This window comes from Larkinella ripae, from assembly GCF_054780775.1.
This window is the reverse complement of sequence record NZ_BAAGVR010000001.1, coordinates 727,282-746,402: the sequence shown is the minus strand read 5'-3', so window position 1 is coordinate 746,402 and position 19,121 is coordinate 727,282. Positions and strand designations below refer to the sequence as shown.

Annotated in this window: 12 protein-coding genes; 4 read left to right on the top strand and 8 right to left on the bottom strand. The window is 56.1% G+C overall.

The features are described 5' to 3' along the window. Nucleotides 1-98: 98 nt before the first annotated feature. From ACYVHX_RS03140 to ACYVHX_RS03115, 6 genes are all read right to left on the bottom strand, one after another. Nucleotides 99-1,154 (bottom strand): efflux RND transporter periplasmic adaptor subunit, encoded by a 1,056-nt coding sequence (locus ACYVHX_RS03140; protein WP_460670133.1) that lies wholly within the window; start codon nucleotides 1,152-1,154, stop codon nucleotides 99-101. 22 nt (nucleotides 1,155-1,176) lie between these two features. Continuing rightward, entirely contained in the window at nucleotides 1,177-2,505 is a 1,329-nt protein-coding gene (locus ACYVHX_RS03135) for a TolC family protein (protein WP_460670132.1), read from the bottom strand. Nucleotides 2,506-2,581: 76 nt separating this feature from the next. Further along, nucleotides 2,582-3,058 (bottom strand): MarR family winged helix-turn-helix transcriptional regulator, encoded by a 477-nt coding sequence (locus ACYVHX_RS03130; protein ID WP_460670131.1) that lies wholly within the window; start codon nucleotides 3,056-3,058, stop codon nucleotides 2,582-2,584. A gap of 222 nt (nucleotides 3,059-3,280) precedes the next feature. Next, nucleotides 3,281-4,678: an FGGY-family carbohydrate kinase gene (locus tag ACYVHX_RS03125; RefSeq protein WP_460670130.1), complete on the bottom strand. Its 1,398-nt coding sequence runs from the start codon at nucleotides 4,676-4,678 to the stop codon at nucleotides 3,281-3,283. Between the two features lie 116 nt (nucleotides 4,679-4,794). Continuing rightward, the gene (locus ACYVHX_RS03120; RefSeq protein WP_460670129.1) at nucleotides 4,795-6,081 is read right to left on the bottom strand and encodes a sugar isomerase; all 1,287 of its coding nucleotides are present in this window, start codon (nucleotides 6,079-6,081) and stop codon (nucleotides 4,795-4,797) included. A gap of 129 nt (nucleotides 6,082-6,210) precedes the next feature. Beyond that, nucleotides 6,211-8,346, bottom strand: a complete 2,136-nt coding sequence (locus ACYVHX_RS03115) for a bifunctional aldolase/short-chain dehydrogenase (protein WP_460670128.1) — start codon at nucleotides 8,344-8,346, stop codon at nucleotides 6,211-6,213. 260 nt (nucleotides 8,347-8,606) lie between these two features. Between ACYVHX_RS03115 and fdhD the strand changes: the two genes are divergently transcribed. Further along, entirely contained in the window at nucleotides 8,607-9,470 is an 864-nt protein-coding gene (fdhD, locus tag ACYVHX_RS03110; RefSeq protein WP_460670127.1) for a formate dehydrogenase accessory sulfurtransferase FdhD, read from the top strand. Then, nucleotides 9,454-11,751 carry an FdhF/YdeP family oxidoreductase gene (locus tag ACYVHX_RS03105; RefSeq protein ID WP_460670126.1) on the top strand — a complete coding sequence of 766 codons (2,298 nt, stop codon included), beginning with the start codon at nucleotides 9,454-9,456 and terminating at the stop codon, nucleotides 11,749-11,751. The genes fdhD and ACYVHX_RS03105 overlap by 17 nt, the downstream gene beginning before the upstream one ends. Here the strand turns inward: ACYVHX_RS03105 and ACYVHX_RS03100 are convergent. Beyond that, on the bottom strand, nucleotides 11,717-14,338 hold the full coding sequence (locus ACYVHX_RS03100) for a PQQ-dependent sugar dehydrogenase (RefSeq protein ID WP_460670125.1): 2,622 nt from the start codon (nucleotides 14,336-14,338) through the stop codon (nucleotides 11,717-11,719). The genes ACYVHX_RS03105 and ACYVHX_RS03100 overlap by 35 nt on opposite strands. Before the next feature lie 107 nt (nucleotides 14,339-14,445). On the opposite strand from ACYVHX_RS03100, the gene ACYVHX_RS03095 reads away from it, so the two are divergent. After that, nucleotides 14,446-15,132 (top strand): SDR family NAD(P)-dependent oxidoreductase, encoded by a 687-nt coding sequence (locus tag ACYVHX_RS03095; RefSeq protein ID WP_460670124.1) that lies wholly within the window; start codon nucleotides 14,446-14,448, stop codon nucleotides 15,130-15,132. Nucleotides 15,133-15,161: 29 nt separating this feature from the next. On the opposite strand, the gene ACYVHX_RS03090 is transcribed toward ACYVHX_RS03095, so the two are convergent. Beyond that, entirely contained in the window at nucleotides 15,162-16,331 is a 1,170-nt protein-coding gene (locus ACYVHX_RS03090) for an alpha/beta hydrolase (protein WP_460670123.1), read from the bottom strand. 171 nt (nucleotides 16,332-16,502) lie between these two features. Here ACYVHX_RS03090 and ACYVHX_RS03085 point away from each other — a divergent pair, with 171 nt between their 5' ends. Continuing rightward, complete coding sequence (locus tag ACYVHX_RS03085; RefSeq protein WP_460670122.1) at nucleotides 16,503-19,064, top strand: glycoside hydrolase family 95 protein; 2,562 nt, start codon at nucleotides 16,503-16,505, stop codon at nucleotides 19,062-19,064. Nucleotides 19,065-19,121: the final 57 nt, after the last annotated feature.

Here is a 19,121-nt window from a genome sequence, read left to right as displayed (position 1 = left end):
TGAATGCGTGAAAGAGCGAGTGGTGAAGAACTGAATGATGAAACCGGGACGCCGGACTCGGGCAATACCGAAACGTTCACCATTCGCTCTTTCACTCTTTATTTTGTGACTTGTACGGATTTACCGTCGCTCAGGTTCAATTGACCGGTGGCAACCACCTGATCACCAGCCGCCAGGCCGTCCAGTACTTCAATAGTGTCGCCGAATTCCCGGCCAACTTTAATTTTCCGCTGCTTCGCAACGTTGCCTTCGATCACGTACACGTACGGATTCTTGATGCTTTCCACCAGGGTCGTGCGCGGAATCTGCAGAGCTTTCTGGTTCGACTTCTGCGAGAAATCCACGTTCACAAACGTTCCGGCTTTCAGACTACCCGCGCTGCTGAGCGTAATTTCGACGGGATAATTGTGCTCATCGGTACCCTGCGGAGCGATGTACGAAACCTGTCCGTTGAAGGTTTTGCCCGGAAACACATCCGCCGAGATGCGCACCGTCTGACCTTTGCGCAGGCGGTATACGTCGCTCTCGTTGACCAGCACATTCACCTTCAGCCGGTTTACGTCCAGCACCGTTCCCAAAACCGTACCCGGAGAAATGTATTCGCCCGGTTCGATGTCTTTCTTTACGATCTGACCGCTGATCGGCGCCTTCACGTTGGCATCCAGAATCTGCTTTTTGATCTGCTCAGCCTGGTTGATGGCGTTTTCGTAATTGTATTTCGTCTCGTTCACCTGAATTTCCGTCGTGGCGTTTCCGGCCAGCAGCGTGTTGTACCGAGTTACGTCCTTTTTCAGCTTTTCAATATTCAGTTGCGTAGCTTCCAGCGACAGTTCTTTCAACTTGTTGTCCAACTGCACCAGAACCTTGCCCTGGCCCACCTGCGAGCCCAGATCGAAGTTTACCGCCGTCACCCGCCCCGCCGTGGTAGCCGTGATGTTGGCTTCTTTGAACGGAATCAGATTGCCGGTTTTGATAAGTTGCTGACTAACCTCGCCTTCTTCAACCCGCGTAACGGTGACCGGAATGGCAACGTTGGTGTTCGTCGGCAGTTTATTCTTCTCATCAATGGTCTTCTTATTGGAAGCCAGCCGGAAGCCGATGAGTGCGGTAATGGCTACCATAGCCAGTACAACGATGATGGATGACTTTTTCATGAGCTTTTCTTCGGTTGTATTCTTAGAGTTGATTATAAAAACTTAACAAACTGCCCTGCGATTGTTCTAAATCCAGGCGGGCCTGATAAAAATTAATGAGCGAGTTGATGTAATTCGACTGCGATTGCCGGTACGAATTGTCGGCGTTGATCAGGTCCGTCAGCGTTTTGGTGCCCTGCTTATACTGGAGTGTCGTGACGTTGTACACTTCCTGCGCCAGTTTCACCGTCCGCTCGTCGTTCTGAGCCGTAGTCCTGGCGCGCTGCAACTGCGACTGGGCGTTGTTGAACTGCAACTGGTACGATGAAGCGTTCAGCCGCTGCTGTTCTTCCTGCGTCAAAACCGTCAGCTTCTGCTGCTGAATCTGGGCATCGCGTTGCAGACCATCGAAAATCGGAACGTTCAGCCGCACCCCGACGCTACCAAAACCGGTAAAGTTCTTGAACGCACCCCCAAATTCGTTCGCAAAGGCCAGCGTTCCGTAACTGACCGACGCGCTCAGCGTGGGCTGGTAACCCGCCTTGATTCGTTCCAGTTGCAGGCGTTGCAACGACAGGTTCGTTTCCGTTTGCTGATAACCGGCCAGTTTCTTGACGTCGAACGGGGTAGTTTCAACCGGCGATGCCTGTCCGAGCGCCAGCGAGTCCGGCAGTTCAATTACCTGCTCCTGCGACAAGCCCATTTGAAATTTCAACCGGTTCAAGGCCAGATTCAGGTCGTTTTCGGCCAGCGACAGTTGCGAGCGGTTGTTGTTGTAGCTCACTTCCGTGTTGGTATAGTCGATGGGCTGGATCACCCCATTGTCCCGCTGAAGTTTCAGCACGTCCAGTACCTGCTGGGTCCGTTCCAGGTTGTCGCGCAGCAGACTGATCTGCTGTTTGGCAATAAAAACCTGATAATAGTTGCTGGTGATGTTATAGATTACGTCTTCGCGCGTCTGGCGGTCGTTCAACTGCGCCAGTTGCTGATTCGGCTTGTTGGCTTTCAGACCGAGCAGCAGCGATTTATCGTAAATGGCCTGCGTTGCCGTCGCACTGGCCGTGGTCTGGTATTTCTGACCGAAGGCAACCCGAACCGGCTCCGGACCGAAAATACCGGCCGGGATAATCGAAGTCTGTAATTTGAGGTTGTCCGTAAAGTTTCCCGTTCCGGATACCTGTGGCAAATACAACCCAACCGCCTGACGAGCCTGCTGATCAGCCGTTTGCGTTTGATACTGGGCAATGCGTACGGTTCCGTAATGTTGAAGACCGTAGTCGATGCATTGCTTCAGTGACCAGTCCGTCTGCGCCAGTCCGGGCAGCGAAGCAGTCACTGAAAGCGTTAAAACAAGAGCAATTACCTTTTTCATAAATTGTACTAAAAAAAGAAAAACTTACATCGGAGACCTATCAACAGTGGATATGTCAACTATTTATTCAAAAAAATTAATTTTCCAGTAGCGTCGTCACTTTCCTTACCAGCCGGAGCAGGGTAGCCACTTCTTCGGGTTCGAGCTGGTTGGTAATTTCCTCATCGAGTTGCTTGGCGGTTTCCATTACTTTTTCGATCGTCAGTTTCCCGGCGGGGGTTAGCTTGATCAGATTCTTTCTCCGGTCAATGCTGTCGGGCGTCACGCGGAGGTATCCGTCCCGCTCTAGGGTGCGAATAGACCGCTGAATGCCCGATTTGTCTTTTTGCAGGAGATTCGCAATATCCTGCTGCGAAAGCAAACCATCCGGCGAACAATTGACCACAAAAAGAACCGGAAGCTGTTCCAATTGCAGCGAAATCCCGGATTTTGCCAAATCGCGGTTGGTCTTCTTGGCAAACATGTGGGAAACGTGCGTGATGTTAAACACCACCAGGCGGCCCATCATGTTGTAAATCTTTTCCTTTATGGTACTATCTTCCTGCGTAATCATGGTCACAAACTTATTGTACGTTGATATATCAACCAAATATTCCTCAAAAAAGTTTTGTCTTTTTTGAGGATTCGGTAAATAGGAGGGATGAGCGGTAAAAAGCCGAAGAGCAGCAGATAAAAAGACAAGAGAGGGGAAACGGGGACCATAGATCGAACGTTGTTCGCCGTCTATTAGACCCTGGTTTCACCTCTCTTGTCTTTGGGCTTAATTCCTTTATTACTACGCTACATACCGACCGGCAGCCGTGTAGTGCTTGAGTTCAATGGTGTCGCCGGGAAGCGGTTTGCTGTTCCAGTACGAGTGAATGGCCAGGGCAGAGCCCAAAGCCGTGGCCTGCGCCATCGAGGCCGCAAACACCTCGATCTGGGGAAAAGCGGCCGCCAGCAGGTTCATGTAAATAGGATTCTTGCTGAAACCGCCATCGACAAAAATGCGCTTGACGGGAGAGTTATCGAGCACCAGATTGGTCGAAACCAGTTGCTGGGCGACAATGTCCAGCATTAGCTGGTGATAGGCTTCTTCGTAAGTCCGGAAAACCGACAGGTCGCGGTGGCTGAAAAGGGATTCCTGGAGCGGGGGCGCTTTCACTTCGTCAAACCGATTGGCGGCATTCGGGCGGGCTTCCCGCAAGTAATGAATCAGTTCCGGGTTGTAATCGACCTGCTTGTAATAATTTTCGTCGGTAGTAAAGTGAGCAGCCAGTCGTTTGGTTTGCTGTTCGTGTTCGTAACCCGCAAACAAACGTGATGCCTTGACGGGCTGGCCTTTATAATGCATGTAACACAGACAATCATACTGCAATTCTTCAGCCGTCAGCGGAATGGTGTTGAACGGATTGAGGCTGATCGACCAGGTGCCCGTCGAAATCAGCACGAACGGTTCCTGAAACGAAGCCAGATACGGTATTAAAGCCGCCGAGCTGTCGTGCAGCCCGACCCCAACTTTCAGTGGGTGGTTCAGCCAAATGGCGTTCAGGACGCTGTCAGACGTAAAAATGGGTCCGAAAAGTTTGTCCAGCTTTTCACTGATCACCCAGTCGTGGTACTGGTTTTTCGTGTAGTCCCACAGCATGGTGTGACAACCAAGGCTGGTTACATCCGTCAGCACCTGTCCCGTAAAAAGGTAGCTCAGGTATTGGGGCAAATGCAGCGAGTACCAGATTTTGCGGAATAATTTCGGCTTATCGTACTTAATGCGGTATAGCATCAACCCGGAATTCAGGCTGTCCAGCGCCGGAGAAGCGGTTTCCATGGCCAGCGTCGCTTCCTCGCCGTAGGTTTTGTAGAATTTCTTCCGAACAGCCGCCGGATACGGTTTCAGGTAATTATACAGATGACCGATCGGACGGCTTTCTTCGCTCAGGTACACAAAACTGGCGCCGTACGTCGAAAAATTTAAGGCTTTGATGTCAAATTCGGGCAATTCCAGCACCTCGCGCAGCAATGTCTGCACCCAGGTCGTCAGTCGGTTCAGGTCCTCGCAGGGGTCGCCATCCTCATCCACAATGTCGGTAAACGGCTCCGATCGTTCCCACACGATTTCGTACCGCTCGTTGAACAGAAACAACTTCTTATTCGTCTTCCCGATGTCAAAAATGGCAATGACTGGCGTTTTCATTGAGTGAATTAGCGATTGAGTGATTGAGTGAAGGAACAATCGGTTAAAAGCAGACCGATATCAATCATTGTATCGGTAACCCACTCAATCACTCAATCGCTAATTCACTCAATAATTTAAAGTCCTGTTGCGATGGTTTTCAGTCCGCGTTCGCTGATGAGCTGCTGGCGGATGTTTAATTGGCGGAACAGCGCCAGGGGCTGCAAGGCTCCACCGGCCCGCCGACGGGCTTCGGCCACCAGCGGCCGAACATCGGTGCGGAAGGCTTCCTGCAAAATCTCCTGCGCCCGCACCACGTCGTTGGCTTCCCGGGCTTCTTCCAGCGCCGGGCGGTCCACCAGCAGCGCCTGGGCGTAGGCCAGTTGAATGGCTTCGACGGATTGCAGCAAATCTTCCAGCGGATCTTTGACGTTGTGGCTCGCGTCGATCATCCAGCCCAGATCCGTCGCGTGATTCATCCCCTTGCGGTCCATGCCGTCAATCAACTCGTTGAAAATCAGGAAAAGCTGGTAAGGCCGGATGCTGCCGACGGTCAGGTCATCGTCGCCGTATTTGGAATCGTTGAAGTGAAAACCGCCCAGCTTGCCTTCCATCAGCAGCAGCGCAACAATCTGCTCGATGTTGGCGTTGGGCAGGTGGTGGCCCAGGTCAACCAGCGTGTAGGCTTTCGGACCGAGTTTGTCCGCAAACAGCAGGGACGAACCCCAGTCGCCGACGGTCATGGAATAAAAATTGGGCTCGAAGGCTTTGTATTCAACGAACATCTTCCACGGGGCGGTCCCATCGTCGGGCAAGGCCGCGTAGATTTCTTCCAAGCTCTCCAGCGTGCGCTCAAACGCCCTCCGGAAATTCAACTGACCGGGAAAACACGAACCGTCGGAGAGCCAAACCGTCAGGGAAGTGGAGCCCAGCGCAACGCCGTGCCTGATCACCTCAATGTTATGATCGATGGCCTGTTGGCGCACCGCCCGGTCGACGTGCTGCAACGAACCAAACTTGTAACTGTGTTTCTGGTCAGGCTGGTCCTGAAACGTGTTGGAATTCATCGCATCGAACCGCAGCCCGAAGCTGGCGGCCAGGCTTTTGATGGCTTCCCCGTCTTTCGGAATATCCCACGGAATGTGCAGCGAAATCGCCCCGCTCGATTGATTCAGGGCGTGCAGCAACCCCACGTCCGAAATCTTTTCCTCCAGCGAACGCGGTTCTCCGCCCCCCGGAAACCGCCCGAAGCGCGTGCCGCCCGTACCGAGCGCCCAACTCGGAATCGCAATCTGGAACTCAATCAGTTTTTTGATAACCTCCTCCGCATTGCCGACTTCCTCGGTCCAGTAGGACAGTTTGCGCTGGTGCGCTTCCTGGAGCTTGTTATTATGATCTGCAATCTGATAGCCTTCGAGTTGCATGGGAGGTTAGGGGTTTAGGGGATAAGTTGTTTCGCAGCGTTAAGCGGAGTAAATCAGCGTTACGCAGAGGTTTTTCTCTGATAAACGCTGATTTACTCCGCTTAACGCTGCGATATCACTCTTTAACTTTTATCGCACAAACGCCATCGCCACCCCGCCGTCGACGTTGAGCACGTTGCCGGTCGATTTGCTCAGCAAACCGCCCACAAACGCGAAACAGGCATTGGCAATGTCGTCCGGCAGAATAATTTCGTTCAGCAGGGTCCGCTTGGCGTAGTAAGCGGGCAGCTCTTCCACCGTCACGCCGTAGGCTTTGGCGCGGCCTTCGGCCCAGGCCCCCGCCCAGATTTTGCTGTCGGAAATTACCGCATCCGGATTCACCACATTGACCCGCACGTGGTCTTTCCCGAGTTCGGCGGCATTCAGTCGGCTCAGGTGCAATTGCGCGGCTTTGGCCGAACCGTAACCCGCGTTGTTGGGGCCGGAAACCAGACCGTTCTTGCTGGCAATGTTAATCACGTCACCGCCTAGTTTCTGCTTCCGCATGATCTCAACGCCTTTCTGCGTCACCAGGAACTGGCCTTTCACCAGCACGTCATACAGCAGATCCCAGTCTTTTTCGGTATGTTCTTCAATCGGTTTTGAAATCGACAAACCGGCGCAGTTGACCACAATATCCACCCCGCCGAACGCCAGAGCAGCCGCATCAAACGCCTTGCGAATGGTTTCGGCGCTGGTTACATCGAGTGTAGCGGACGTGTGCGTATCCCGGCCGTATTGCTGGCGGAAGTCTTCGTCGGCCCCTTTCAGGCGCTCCGGATCGTTGTCGTTGATCACCACTACAGCACCCTCAGCCACAAATCTTTTGGCAATGGCTTTGCCAATACCGCCCGCACTGCCCGTAATCAGCGCAATTTTGCCCGACAACGGCTTCGGTTTCGGCATCCGTTGCAATTTTGCTTCTTCCAGCAGCCAGTATTCAATGTCAAACGCTTCCTGACGCGGCAGGGACGTATATTCCGAAATGGCTTCGGCACCCTTCATGACGTTGATGGCGTTGGTGTAAAACTCAGCCGCCACCCGCGCCGTCTGCTTGTCTTTGGCAAACGCGAACATCCCCACCCCCGGCCACAGAATGACCACCGGGTTTTTGTCGCGGATCGCCGGACTGTTCGGGTGTTTGCAGGTTTCGTAATAGTCTTCGTACATCGCCCGGTAGGCTTCGTACGCGGGCGTCAGGCGCTCCTGAATGGCCGCCGTGTCGGTCACATCTTCGTCCGGTTTCAGATCGAGCACCAGCGGGCTGATTTTGGTCCGCAGGAAGTGGTCGGGGCAGGACGTGCCGAGCGGAGCCAGCCGGTCGAGGTCGTTGGAATTGATGAACTCCAGCACGCGCTCGTCGTCCGTAAAATGGCCGATCATCGACGTTTTATTCGAGCAGAAACCGCGCAGCACCGGCGCCAGCGTAGCGGCCTGTTGCAGACGGGCCTCTTTGTCGAGGCTTTCGAGTTTGGCACCGCCAAAAACCGGGCGGTTTTTACCGTAGTTTTCTTCCAGGTATTCCGCACACCGTTCGATGACTTCCAGCGTATTGATGTAGCTTTCGTAAGCCGTGTCGCCCCAGGTAAACAAGCCGTGTGAACCCAGCATGATGCCCCGGATGCCCGGATTCTGCTCCAGACATTCGGCCAGTTTCAGCCCCAGATCAAAACCGGGACGCTGCCATTCGACCCAGCCGATGGTGCCATCGAACAGGTCCTGGGTGATTTTCTTGCCGTCTTTGGCCGCAGCAATGGCGATGGCCGCATCCGGGTGCAGGTGGTCGATGTGCGCAAACGGCAGAAAACCGTGCAGGGGCGTGTCGATCGACGGCGCTTTGGACGACAGATCGAAGATGCAGTGGTTGAACAGTTCGACCATCTCATCTTCAAATTCGATACCCCGGTAAATGTTTTTCAGACTCCGCAACCGATCCACGTACAGGGCGGCCAGACCGCTCCGCTTCATGGTGCCGAGGTCGCCCCCGGAACCTTTGATCCACATCACTTCGGTATCCTTGCCCGTCAGCGGATCTTTCGCCATCGTTTTGCAGGACGTGTTGCCCCCGCCGTAGTTGGTCAGCCGCAGGTCGGCACCCAGGAGGTTGGAACGATAAATGAGGAGGGCCACTTCGTCACCGGCCAGTTGGGCGGCTTTGGCTTCGTCCCATAAGTAGCTTACATGACGAAACTCGTTCGCCTGCCGTGTGTTGTTCGTACTGAGCATATCGAATTGATGTCGGAACGCCGACGCGATTGAATCTTCTGAGTTTTAGTCGAATCTTTATACAAAGATTATTTAATCGAACTTATACCCAAAGATAAATGCTATTGACAGGCTGACTTTCATGTACTGTCCTATTTTATGCACGAAAAATTCTTTTTATGTCTGTCAATCCTCTTTTTAACCCGAAATGGCGGAAAATAAAACCGCCCTTAAACTCTTTTTCAATCCGGTTGTTTTAAAATAGATTCTAAAATTAGAGTATGCTGTCCGTCGCTCCCGTAACCATCCGAAAAATTTCACAATCTGCTATCTCGCTGGAACAGACGGATTTGCTGGCCGTGGAAGAGCCCCTGGAAATCCGGCTGGGGTTTGGCCCGGCGGACGACCGTCAGCAACGCAGCGTGGCCGTAACCATGCGAACGCCCGGCCACGACGAAGAACTGGCCCTGGGGTTTTTGTTTACCGAAAATATTCTTTCCCACCCGGCTCAGGTTGTTTCCGTCCGTCACTGCGTTTCCGATGCCGCAAAAAAAGGAAATGTGCTGCGCGTGGAGCTGCAACCGGAGGTTGTGGTCGACTGGCAGCGGCTCGAGCGGCACAGCTATACGGCCTCCAGTTGCGGCATTTGTGGAAAAGCGTCGATTGAAGCCGTGCAGACGGTTTGTCAGACACCCCTCCGTCCCGGTTTCCACCTTGATCCCGAACGGATTCATGCCCTCCCCGAAAAACTCCGGCAGGCGCAGCGAGCTTTTGCCTACACGGGCGGGTTGCACGCGGCCGCCCTGTTCGACGAAACCGGCCAGTTGCTGCTCGTTCGGGAAGACATCGGGCGGCACAATGCGCTGGATAAACTCATTGGCGCGGCTTTCTGGCAGGGCTGGCTCCCGCTGAGCCGGTTTGGCGTTCTGGTCAGCGGGCGCGTTGCGTTCGAGCTGGTGCAAAAATGCTGGATGGCGGGCGTACCGCTGCTGGCGGCTGTCGGCGCACCCTCGAGCCTGGCCGTCGAACTGGCGAACGAAGCCGGCATGACGCTGCTCGGTTTTGTCCGGGATAATCGCTTTAATTCTTATGCGCCGACCCCCGCGCCGGCTGCTCAAACCCAGACGAATGAAACTCGCTCCTGACGCCCTGACCGGCCTGAAAATTACGAAACCGGCCGCAACGGCGGCCGGCATGACCGCCATTACCGAATCGTTTCGGCACGTTTTCCGAAATACCGAACTCGTGCGGGGCTGGAAAGCCCTGATCGAACTGAACCAGAAAGACGGCTACGACTGCCCGAGCTGCGCCTGGCCCGACCCCGACGACGACCGGTCGTCCATCGCGGAATATTGCGAGAGTGGCGCCAAAGCCGTCGCCGACGAGGTGATGACCAAACACACGGCCTCACCGGTTTTGTTTCAGCGGTATTCGGTGGACGAGTTGCGGCAGAAAGATGATTTCTGGCTCGGCCAGCAGGGTCGTCTGACGCAGCCGCTGGTGATCCGGAAAGGCCAGACGCACTACGCGCCGATTTCGTGGGAAGCGGCTTTTCAGCTCATCGCGGAGGAACTCAATGCGCTGGCTTCTCCGAACGAAGCGGTTTTTTATACCTCCGGCCGAACCAGTAACGAAGCGGCTTTTCTGTACCAGTTGTTCGTGCGGGAATTTGGCACCAACAACCTGCCGGACTGCTCGAACATGTGCCACGAATCGACCTCCGTTGCGCTGGCCGAAACGCTGGGGCTGGGCAAGGCGTCGATCGTGTACGACGATTTTGAAAAAGCCGAAGTCATCATCATCATGGGGCAGAATCCGGGCACCAACGCGCCCCGCATGCTGACGCCATTGGAACAGGCCAAACGCAACGGCGCGACGATCATTGCCGTAAATCCGCTGGTCGAAACGGGTTTGCTGGCGTTCAAATACCCGCAAAGCGTCCGCGACATGACCCTGGGTGGCCAGAAACTGACCGATCTCTACCTGCAAATCCGCATCAACTCCGACCTGGCTTTTCTGAAAGCGGTTTGTAAACTGCTGCTCGAAGAAGAGAAAAAAACGCCGGGCCTGGTCATTAACAAGCCGTTTATTGAACGCTATACGGCTGGTTACGAAAACTTTATCAATAGCCTGGCGCAGTATGAGCTGAGTGAGCTGGTCGGGCAAACCGGTTTGTCGCTGGCGCAGATTCAGCAGGCGGTCGATGCCATCAAACACAAAAAGAAAATCATTATCTGCTGGGCGATGGGCCTGACGCAGCACCGCAACTCCGTTCAGACGATCAACGAAATCATCAATGTGCTCCTGCTAAAAGGCAGCATCGGCATCGAGGGTGGGGGAGCCGCGCCAATTCGGGGCCACAGCAACGTGCAGGGCGACCGGACGGTGGGCATCTGGGAAAAACCGAAGCCCGAATTTCTGGACAAACTGAAAGCCGTCTTTGGGTTTGAACCTCCGCGCGAACACGGTTTTAGCACCGTCGATGCCGTGCAGGCCATGCACAAGGGCGAAGCAAAGGTTTTCTTCGGCATGGGCGGAAATTTTCTGATGGCGGTTTCCGACACGAATTACACCGCCGAAGCCCTGCAAACGTGCCGGCTGACGGTTCAGGTATCGACCAAGCTCAACCGCAGCCACCTGATTCACGGCGAAACCGCCCTGATTCTGCCCTGCCTGGCCCGCTCCGACCGCGACGTGCAGGCGTCTGGTCACCAGTTTGTTACCACCGAAGCCACCACCGGCGTCGTGCAGCAATCGTATGGAAGGCTGGAGCCGGTTTCGAAACACCTGAAAAGTGAACCGGCCATCGTGGCGGATCTGGCCAGGGCGGTTTTTCGCAACCGGAAAACCACCGTCGACTGGGAGACGCTGATCGGAAATTACGACCACATCCGTGACCTGATCGAACAAGTGGTGCCCGGTTTTGATCAGTACAACGCGCGCGTCCGAAAACCGGGCGGTTTTTATCTGCCCAACGGCCCCCGCGAACGGAAATTTGCCACCAAAGACGGCAAGGCGCAGTTCTCGATCAACGTCCCCGATCCGCACGTGTTGCAGCCCGACGAACTGCTGCTGATGACCATCCGCAGCCACGACCAGTTCAACACCACGGTCTACGGCCGCGACGACCGCTACCGGGGCATTCACAACGAACGGCGCGTGGTGTTCATGCACGCCGACGACATTGCCAGCCGGGGCTTGCAGCCGCAGCAGGTAGTCAATCTGCAAAGCCGCTACGACGGCAAAATCCGCACCGCCGAACGCTTCGTCATCGTGCCGTACAACATTCCGCGCGGGTGTGCCGCGGCCTATTTTCCGGAAACGAACGTGCTCGTGCCCATCGACCGCGTGGCCGAAGGCAGCCTGACGCCGATTTCCAAGTCGATTGTGATTACGGTATATCCTTCCGAAACCGCACGTCCTTGACTTCGATCAGATCCACGACCGTCAGCCGGTTGCGGAAAACGAAATACACATCGTGTACGCCCGAAACCGCCTTGATGGGCATGGATTTTTCCGTCCACTGTTTTCGACCGGTTTGGGGCACGTGCAGTTCGCCCACCAGCTCACCCTCCGGGCCGTCCAGCCGGGCTTCGATCAGGGTGCCTTTCAGGGCAGCGGCCAGCGTGAAGTCGACGACGTGAATGCCGGTCAGGTCAAACTGGCGCATCATCACCCAGGCCGCTTTGTGCACATCCGCCAGAATGTCCCGGCGATTGAGTTCGTAATGCGCGTCAAAATCCTGGGCCGTCAGCAGCGATGAGCGCAACACCACCGCCGACTGGCGCGTCAGCGGGCGGGCGGTTTTGTTGCCTTTGTCCGTGTAGCTGGCCGTCAGAATGTACGTGCCCTCGGTGTTTGGGGCGGTGGAAAACTGGCCCTGCGCTGGGAGTTTTTTCTCGGTTTTCTGGTCGGACAAGGATAAAATATAGCGCACCATTTCTGACGTAACTTCGCCCGAAAGCTGCGGGTGTGCGCTCATGTTCACCTGCCCCCAGACCCCAAAACCGCCTTTCAGAATCTTCTGACTTAGTTTTTCCACCAGCGCCACATCCGATTTTTCCGGCTGGTACTTCGCGGCAATCGCCCGGAAGCTCGGCCCGACGGATTTATCGTTCAGGGCGTGGCAGGCTTTGCAGTCGTTTTCTTCGATCCAGGTGTAGCCCCGCTGGTGGGGCGACTGGACTTCGCCCTGGTCCGAAAACGACACGGTTTTTCGAGTGGGCAAATACGTGAGTTTGACCTGAACCCGGGCCGGGTCAATGCGCCCGTCTTCGGCATCGTCCACCTTCACCCGGTACGCAACCGTGGGGCCGTAAAACCGCCCCGGTTCGCCCAGTTCGATGGCTACGTTGGGTGGATTATTGCCCGCGCTGACTACGGTTTCGGCTTCGGAACGCAGGCCCGCCCGGTCGCTGACGGTCAGTTTGACCCGGTAATTGCCCGGTTTCTGAAAGGTGTACGGCAGGTCGGCCGTGGTTTGACTGAGCGGTTTTCCGTTGATCGACCAGCGGTAGGAAAGTTGATCGTTTTTGTCATAGTCCAGCGATTTTTGGGCCGAAAACCGGACCGGCAGGGGCGTCCCACCGGCATCGGTGCTGGCGTCGAGGTGGGCAATCGGCGGGCGGTTTCCGGCGATGTATTCAATTCGGGTCAGGCGGGAATCTTTGTTGCCGCCCCAGAGCGAGCCAAATTCGATGAGGTAGAGGGCTCCGTCGGGGCCGAATTTCATGGCAATCGGTTTGCGAAACGCCGTCGACGGCATGAACGATTCCAGCGCTTTCAGGTTTTTCTGCCCGTCGAGCGCGACGGTTTTCATCCAGTTGCGCATCCATTCACCCAGAAACAGCCGGCGGTCGAAATAAGCCGGAAACTTGATGGGTGAGGGGTTTTTCGGATCGAAATAATAAATCGGTCCGGCCACCAGCGTGCGTCCGCCCGACCCCAAATCCGGGTGCTCCGGCAGCACATCGTACGGATAGGCCAGAAACGCCGGTTGGGCCGGGGGCAGCTCGCGCCGACCGGTGTTGTTGACCGAAGTGTTGATGGGCTGTTTGGGGTCGAATTGAAACAGGACCGAATCTTTCGTGAAATCGACTTTGGCATACGGTTCGTTGCTGCCGATAAACAGCGGCCAGCCGTGGTTGCCGGCCTTGCGGGCCTGATTCAGTTCGTCGTAACCGCGCGGTCCGCGGGCTTCCTTGTCGCTGGCGTCGGGGCCCACTTCGCTCCAGTACAGAAAATCCGTGTCGCGGTCAATGGTCAGGTGAAACGGGTTCCGGCAGCCCATGACGTAAATTTCCGGCCGCGTCAGGTTGTCGTTGGAACCGGCAAACAGGTTGCCTTTCGGAATGGTGTAGGTGCCGTCGGGTTCGGGATGAATCCGGAGAATTTTGCCGCGCAAATCGTTGGTATTGGCCGACGAACGCTGGGCGTCGTAGATTTCCCGGCCGGGCCGTTCGTCGATGGGCGCGTAATTGGTCCCGAACGGATTGGTATTATCGCCGGTTGTCAGGTACAGGTTTCCGTGTTGATCGAACGCCATGCCTCCGCCCGCGTGGCAGCACTGCCAGGAGTCGGGCACCTCCAGCATCCGTTTTTCCGAAGCGAGGTCGAGCGAATCGCCCCGGAGCGTAAACCGCGACAGTACGTTGACATTCTTCGGGCTTCGGGGGGCGTAATACAGGTACAAATGGCGGTTCTGCGCAAAACCGGGGTCCAGCGCGATGGCCTGGAGCATGGCTTCCGACGGCTGAACGTCGAGCCGGCCGATCTGCCGGTTTTCTTTGGTGGCCACGCGGTGGCGGTAGAGTTCACCGTTGTGGCTGATGTAATACACGTCGCCGTTGGGCGCAATGTCCAGCTCGACCAGATCGCGGAGGTCGCCGGTCAGGTCCACTTTCCGAAAACGGTGTTCGTCGGGGGCGTCGTCCGACGCGGGCTTGTCCTGCCGGAAAGCCGCCGTCAGCATGCCAACCAGCACGAGCGGCAGGAAAAGGCGTGAAATTGTCATGGATGGTTTAGGAATAATAGAATAGACCCAAATGTAATTCAATCCTGGTTTTTTTGGAATAGGCCCGTTCCATTCCTTACTTTGAATTTTACCCTGATCCCAATCGCATGTCTCTTGTTTTCCTGACCGGCGGAGCCGGTGGCCTGGGCCGCTCCATTACCAAAAAACTGTTGCAGAACGGCCACACGGTTGTCGCAACCCTCGAACCGGGCGGTCACGCGCTGGAAGCCCGGCCCAGCCTGTTCACGCACGAACTGGACCTGACCGACGAAGCCGGTTGTAAAGCACTGGTTGAGCAGGTGGTGGCCGAACACGGCCGCATCGACGCAGCGGTGTTGCTGGTGGGCGGTTTTGCGATGGGCGCGCTGGAAGAAACCGATTTTGGGGCCGTCGACCAGATGATCCGCCTGAATTTTCAGACCACCTACCAGGTCGCCCGACCTGTTTTTGAGCAAATGACGCAGCAAGCCGCGGGCGGGCGGCTGGTGCTGGTGGGCGCGCGCCCGGCCCTGGTGCCGTCGGCCGGGCAACACATGGTGGCCTATGCCTTGTCGAAAGCGTTGGTGATTCAGTTGTCCGAAATTCTGAATGCCGCCGGCAAAAGCAAAAATGTCGTGTCAACGGTGCTGGTGCCCAGCACCATCGACACCCCGGCCAACCGGGAAGCCATGCCCGACGCCGATCCGGCCAACTGGGTGAAGCCCGAAGAGATCGCCGAACTGGTCGATTTCGTGACGTTTGGCGCCGGGAAAATGCTCCGTGAGTCGGTTTTGAAAGTGTATAACAACGCCTGAAAAAGAGCAGGCCCGGCCGGGTTTCGGGTCTATTGCCGGCTCATTGTCTGAATCGCCTGGCGGGCTTTCTCATCGGTTGCTTTCAGGGCCAGCACTTTTCGGTAGGCTTGAATCGCCTTGGCCTTGTCGCCTTTGGCCTGATAAGCTTCGCCCAGACTGCGGTGAACGACCGGCGAATCGGGGTAATACTGTTCGGTCAGTTTTAACAAGTCAAGGGCTTGGTCAGCCTGCTTCTGGCTCTGGAGCAGAAACAGGCTGACCTGATTCATGACCTTGCCGGGGGGCAGCAGGTTGGCGCCCCACTGCTCAAATAACCGCTGATAATGCTGGCGGATGCCGCTGCTTCCCTGCGCTAAAAACGTCGGAACCGGAAATTCATAGTTTTCGAACACGAACAGCAGGCCATCGTGCAGGCTCCGGAAAGGCACCGAAAAATGCGTTTCCTGTTCGTAATACGCATAGCGATGCGAAAGCCGGGCGGGGCTATGGCTGGTTAAACTCGCCCGGAAGGAATCAAAGGATTTTCCCCGGACGCCGGTGTGCGGGCCGGGATCAAAGGGGTTGTTGGCTTGTGTGACGTACAATTTACCCCGCAGGGCGGTGTTGGCCTTCAAAACCGAGTCCGCCTTCGCGGGCAGGTACCGGTTGTTCCAGGTTAGTGTCGGGTCGATGGCAATGTAGGCATTGAACGCGTTTTGGTTCAGCAAACAGTTTACGGCAAATAAACCCGCCAGGGAATGTCCCACCAGCAAGCGGTACGGCAGGGTTCGGTAGTGCTGGTCGATGTGGGGCAGCAGCTCCTTTTCCAGAAAAGCCGCAAAAGGGGTGGTCTTGTTGGGTAAATCCGACGTCATATCGCGGGTCCGGTTGGTGTTCCGGACAGCCACCACAATCAGTTCGGGAATCTGCTCATTCGAGCCTTCGCTCAAAAAGTGGATCATGCTGCTGGCGTAGCGAAAATGCGTATCGGCATCCAGCAGAATCAGGACGGGATACCGTTTGCGCTGGTAGAACTCATCCTGATCGTACGAAGCGGGAACGCTGATGAAAAAAGACCGCTCTTCGCCCAGGACGGCTGAATGGAGGGTGTGCTCTTTTCCAATTGTCAGCGATTCGGCGGATTGGCTCCGGCCGGGGCGGGTGGCCGCCAGGAAAAAGAAGGTTACCAAAACGAGGTGATAACGCAGGGTCGAACGCATGGATACCGTAGCTTCTGTTTGGAAATCAAGGTATTGATTGAACCGTACAATACCAACTTCAGGAGCGATCCGGTAAACGGCGCGAATGATAAAACCATTTTAAAATACCCATTGATACAGGATCAAACCGGGCGATACAGTAAGTATCGGGCGGTCGTCCCTTTTAAAACCATGTACTTTTCTACCCGTAATTTTTCATTTCTGAGCCGCCGAATCCTCCGAATCGGTGTGCTGGGCCTGCTGATTCACCCGGTTTTTGGGCAAAAGCCGGCGGCCATCTGGTATCGCCAGCCCGCCCGCAACTGGAACGAAGCCCTGCCTGTGGGCAACGGGCGGCTGGGGGCCATGGTGTTCGGGCGGCCCGGTGAAGAGTTGATTCAGTTAAACGAAGCCTCGCTCTGGTCGGGTGGGCCGGTCAACCGAAATCCGAATCCCGGTGTGGCGAAATACCTGCCCGAAATCCGGGAGGCCCTTTTTCGGGAAGACTATGCCGCTGCCGCCAAACTGACGCAAAACCTGCAAGGCTTGTATACGGAAGCCTACCAGCCGCTGGGCGATCTGCTGCTGAAACAGACTCTGGCGGGGCCGCCGACGGCGTATTACCGGGATCTGAATATTGATAACGCCAGCTCGACCACCCGGTTTCGGGCCGAGGGCGTGACCTACACCCGGGAAATTTTCGCTTCCGCGCCCGATCAGGTGATTGTGGTGCGGTTGACGGCGGATAAGAAAGGAAGCCTGAACGTAACGGCAGCCGCCCGGAGCGTACATCCGGTGACAAAAACCGTAGCGGGGCGGGATGAACTCGTTCTGCGCGGAAAAGCGCCCGCCCACGCCGATCCGAATTACGTTAGTTACCATCAAAAGCCGGTTTTTTACGAAGACTCCGCCGGGTGCCGGGGCATGCGGTTCGACTGGCGGGTGAAAGTGCGCTCGACCGACGGCACGGTTTCGGCCGATACGGCGGGCATCCGGATTCAGAACGCGACCGAAGCGGTTTTGCTGCTGACGGCCGCGACGAGCTTCAACGGGTTCGACAAATGCCCCGACCGCGAAGGGCGGGATGAAAAACAACTCGCGGACGGGTATCTGAAAAAAGCCCTTGCCAAAACCGTCGATGCGCTGCGCCGGGATCATGTGGCTGATTACCAGCGGTATTTTAACCGTATAACGTTTACGCTGCCAACCGCATCGCCGGTTACGCTGCCGATGGATGAGCGACTGAAACGCTACGCCGAAGGGGGCGCTGACCCGGAGCTGGAAACGCTGTATTTTCAGTTTGGGCGGTATCTGTTGATTTCGAGTTCGCGGCCCGGCGGGGTTCCGGCCAATTTGCAGGGGCTCTGGAATCCGATGGTGCGTCCGCCCTGGAGCAGCAACTACACGACCAACATCAACACCGAAATGAACTACTGGCCCGCCGAAATGGTCAATCTGTCGGAACTGCACCGGCCGTTGCTCGACTGGATTGGCCACATGGCGGTGACCGGGCGCGAAACCACGAAGAATTTTTATAACGCCCGGGGCTGGACGATTCACCACAATTCGGACCTCTGGGCGACGAGCAACCCCGTGGGCGATAAAGGCAAAGGCAGCCCGTCGTGGGCCAACTGGGCGATGGGCGGGCCGTGGCTCTGCCAGCATCTTTACGACCATTACCTGTTTACCGGCGACAAAAAGTACCTGCGCGACTACGCGTATCCGCTGATGAAGGAGGCTGCCTTGTTCTGCCTCGACTGGCTGGTGGAAGACCAACAAGGCCGTCTGGTGACGGCGCCGGCCACCTCGCCCGAAAACGTTTTTATCACCGATCAGGGCGTGAAACAGGCGGTTTCGGTGGCTACCACGATGGATATGGGCTTGATCTGGGACGTGTTTTCCAACGTCATTCAGGCGTCGTCGCAACTGGGTATTGATGCGGATTTCCGGAAGGAACTGGCCCAGAAAAAGAAAAACCTGTTTCCGTTGCAGGTTGGCAAAAACGGCAATTTGCAGGAGTGGTACAAAGACTGGCAGGACGAAGATCCGCAACACCGCCACGTTTCGCACCTGTACGTGCTGCATCCGGGCCGGGAAGTGTCGCCCCTGACGACGCCTGCGTTGGCGGACGCGGCCAAACGAACGCTCGAAATCCGGGGCGATGGCGGAACCGGCTGGAGCAAGTCCTGGAAAATTAACTTCTGGGCGCGGCTGCACGACGGCAATCACGCTTACAAATTGCTGCGCGAACTGCTCAAGCTGACGGGCGTGGAAGGAACCGACTACGCCCAGGGCGGGGGCACGTATCCGAACCTGTTCTGCGCGCATCCGCCGTTCCAAATCGACGGCAATTTTGGCGGCACGTCGGGCATTGGCGAAATGCTGCTGCAAAGCCACGACGGCTTGCTCAACCTGCTGCCCGCCCGGCCCGATGCCTGGGCCACCGGCGAGGTGAAAGGACTCAAAGCGCGGGGCGGTTTTGAACTGGACCTGAGCTGGAAAGCCGGCAAGCTGACCCGCGTGGCCGTTCGGTCGGCGCTGGGGGGCAACTGCCGGTTGCGGTTGACCAATGCCTTGAAAACCGATGGAAAAACCGCCCTGAAAACCGCCCGGGGCGCCAACCCGAATCCCTTTTTCCAATTACCCGAAAACCGCTACCAGACCACCGCGCCGGAAATGCCCGCCAACGGCGTCTGGCTGTATGACCTGGCGACGGAACCGGGCCAAACGTATGTATTGCTGAATGCCAAGTAGAATGAAGACAGGAGAGTGAGAAGCGAAGGAATGTCTTTTGTCTCTCTTTTTTTAACA

Coding starts and splice junctions, on each gene's coding strand:
- ACYVHX_RS03140 (WP_460670133.1), bottom strand. CDS start 1,154: ATGAAAAAGTCATCCATCATCGTTGTACTGGCTATGGTAGCCATTACC.
- ACYVHX_RS03135 (WP_460670132.1), bottom strand. CDS start 2,505: ATGAAAAAGGTAATTGCTCTTGTTTTAACGCTTTCAGTGACTGCTTCG.
- ACYVHX_RS03130 (WP_460670131.1), bottom strand. CDS start 3,058: ATGATTACGCAGGAAGATAGTACCATAAAGGAAAAGATTTACAACATG.
- ACYVHX_RS03125 (WP_460670130.1), bottom strand. CDS start 4,678: ATGAAAACGCCAGTCATTGCCATTTTTGACATCGGGAAGACGAATAAG.
- ACYVHX_RS03120 (WP_460670129.1), bottom strand. CDS start 6,081: ATGCAACTCGAAGGCTATCAGATTGCAGATCATAATAACAAGCTCCAG.
- ACYVHX_RS03115 (WP_460670128.1), bottom strand. CDS start 8,346: ATGCTCAGTACGAACAACACACGGCAGGCGAACGAGTTTCGTCATGTA.
- fdhD (WP_460670127.1), top strand. CDS start 8,607: ATGCTGTCCGTCGCTCCCGTAACCATCCGAAAAATTTCACAATCTGCT.
- ACYVHX_RS03105 (WP_460670126.1), top strand. CDS start 9,454: ATGAAACTCGCTCCTGACGCCCTGACCGGCCTGAAAATTACGAAACCG.
- ACYVHX_RS03100 (WP_460670125.1), bottom strand. CDS start 14,338: ATGACAATTTCACGCCTTTTCCTGCCGCTCGTGCTGGTTGGCATGCTG.
- ACYVHX_RS03095 (WP_460670124.1), top strand. CDS start 14,446: ATGTCTCTTGTTTTCCTGACCGGCGGAGCCGGTGGCCTGGGCCGCTCC.
- ACYVHX_RS03090 (WP_460670123.1), bottom strand. CDS start 16,331: ATGCGTTCGACCCTGCGTTATCACCTCGTTTTGGTAACCTTCTTTTTC.
- ACYVHX_RS03085 (WP_460670122.1), top strand. CDS start 16,503: ATGTACTTTTCTACCCGTAATTTTTCATTTCTGAGCCGCCGAATCCTC.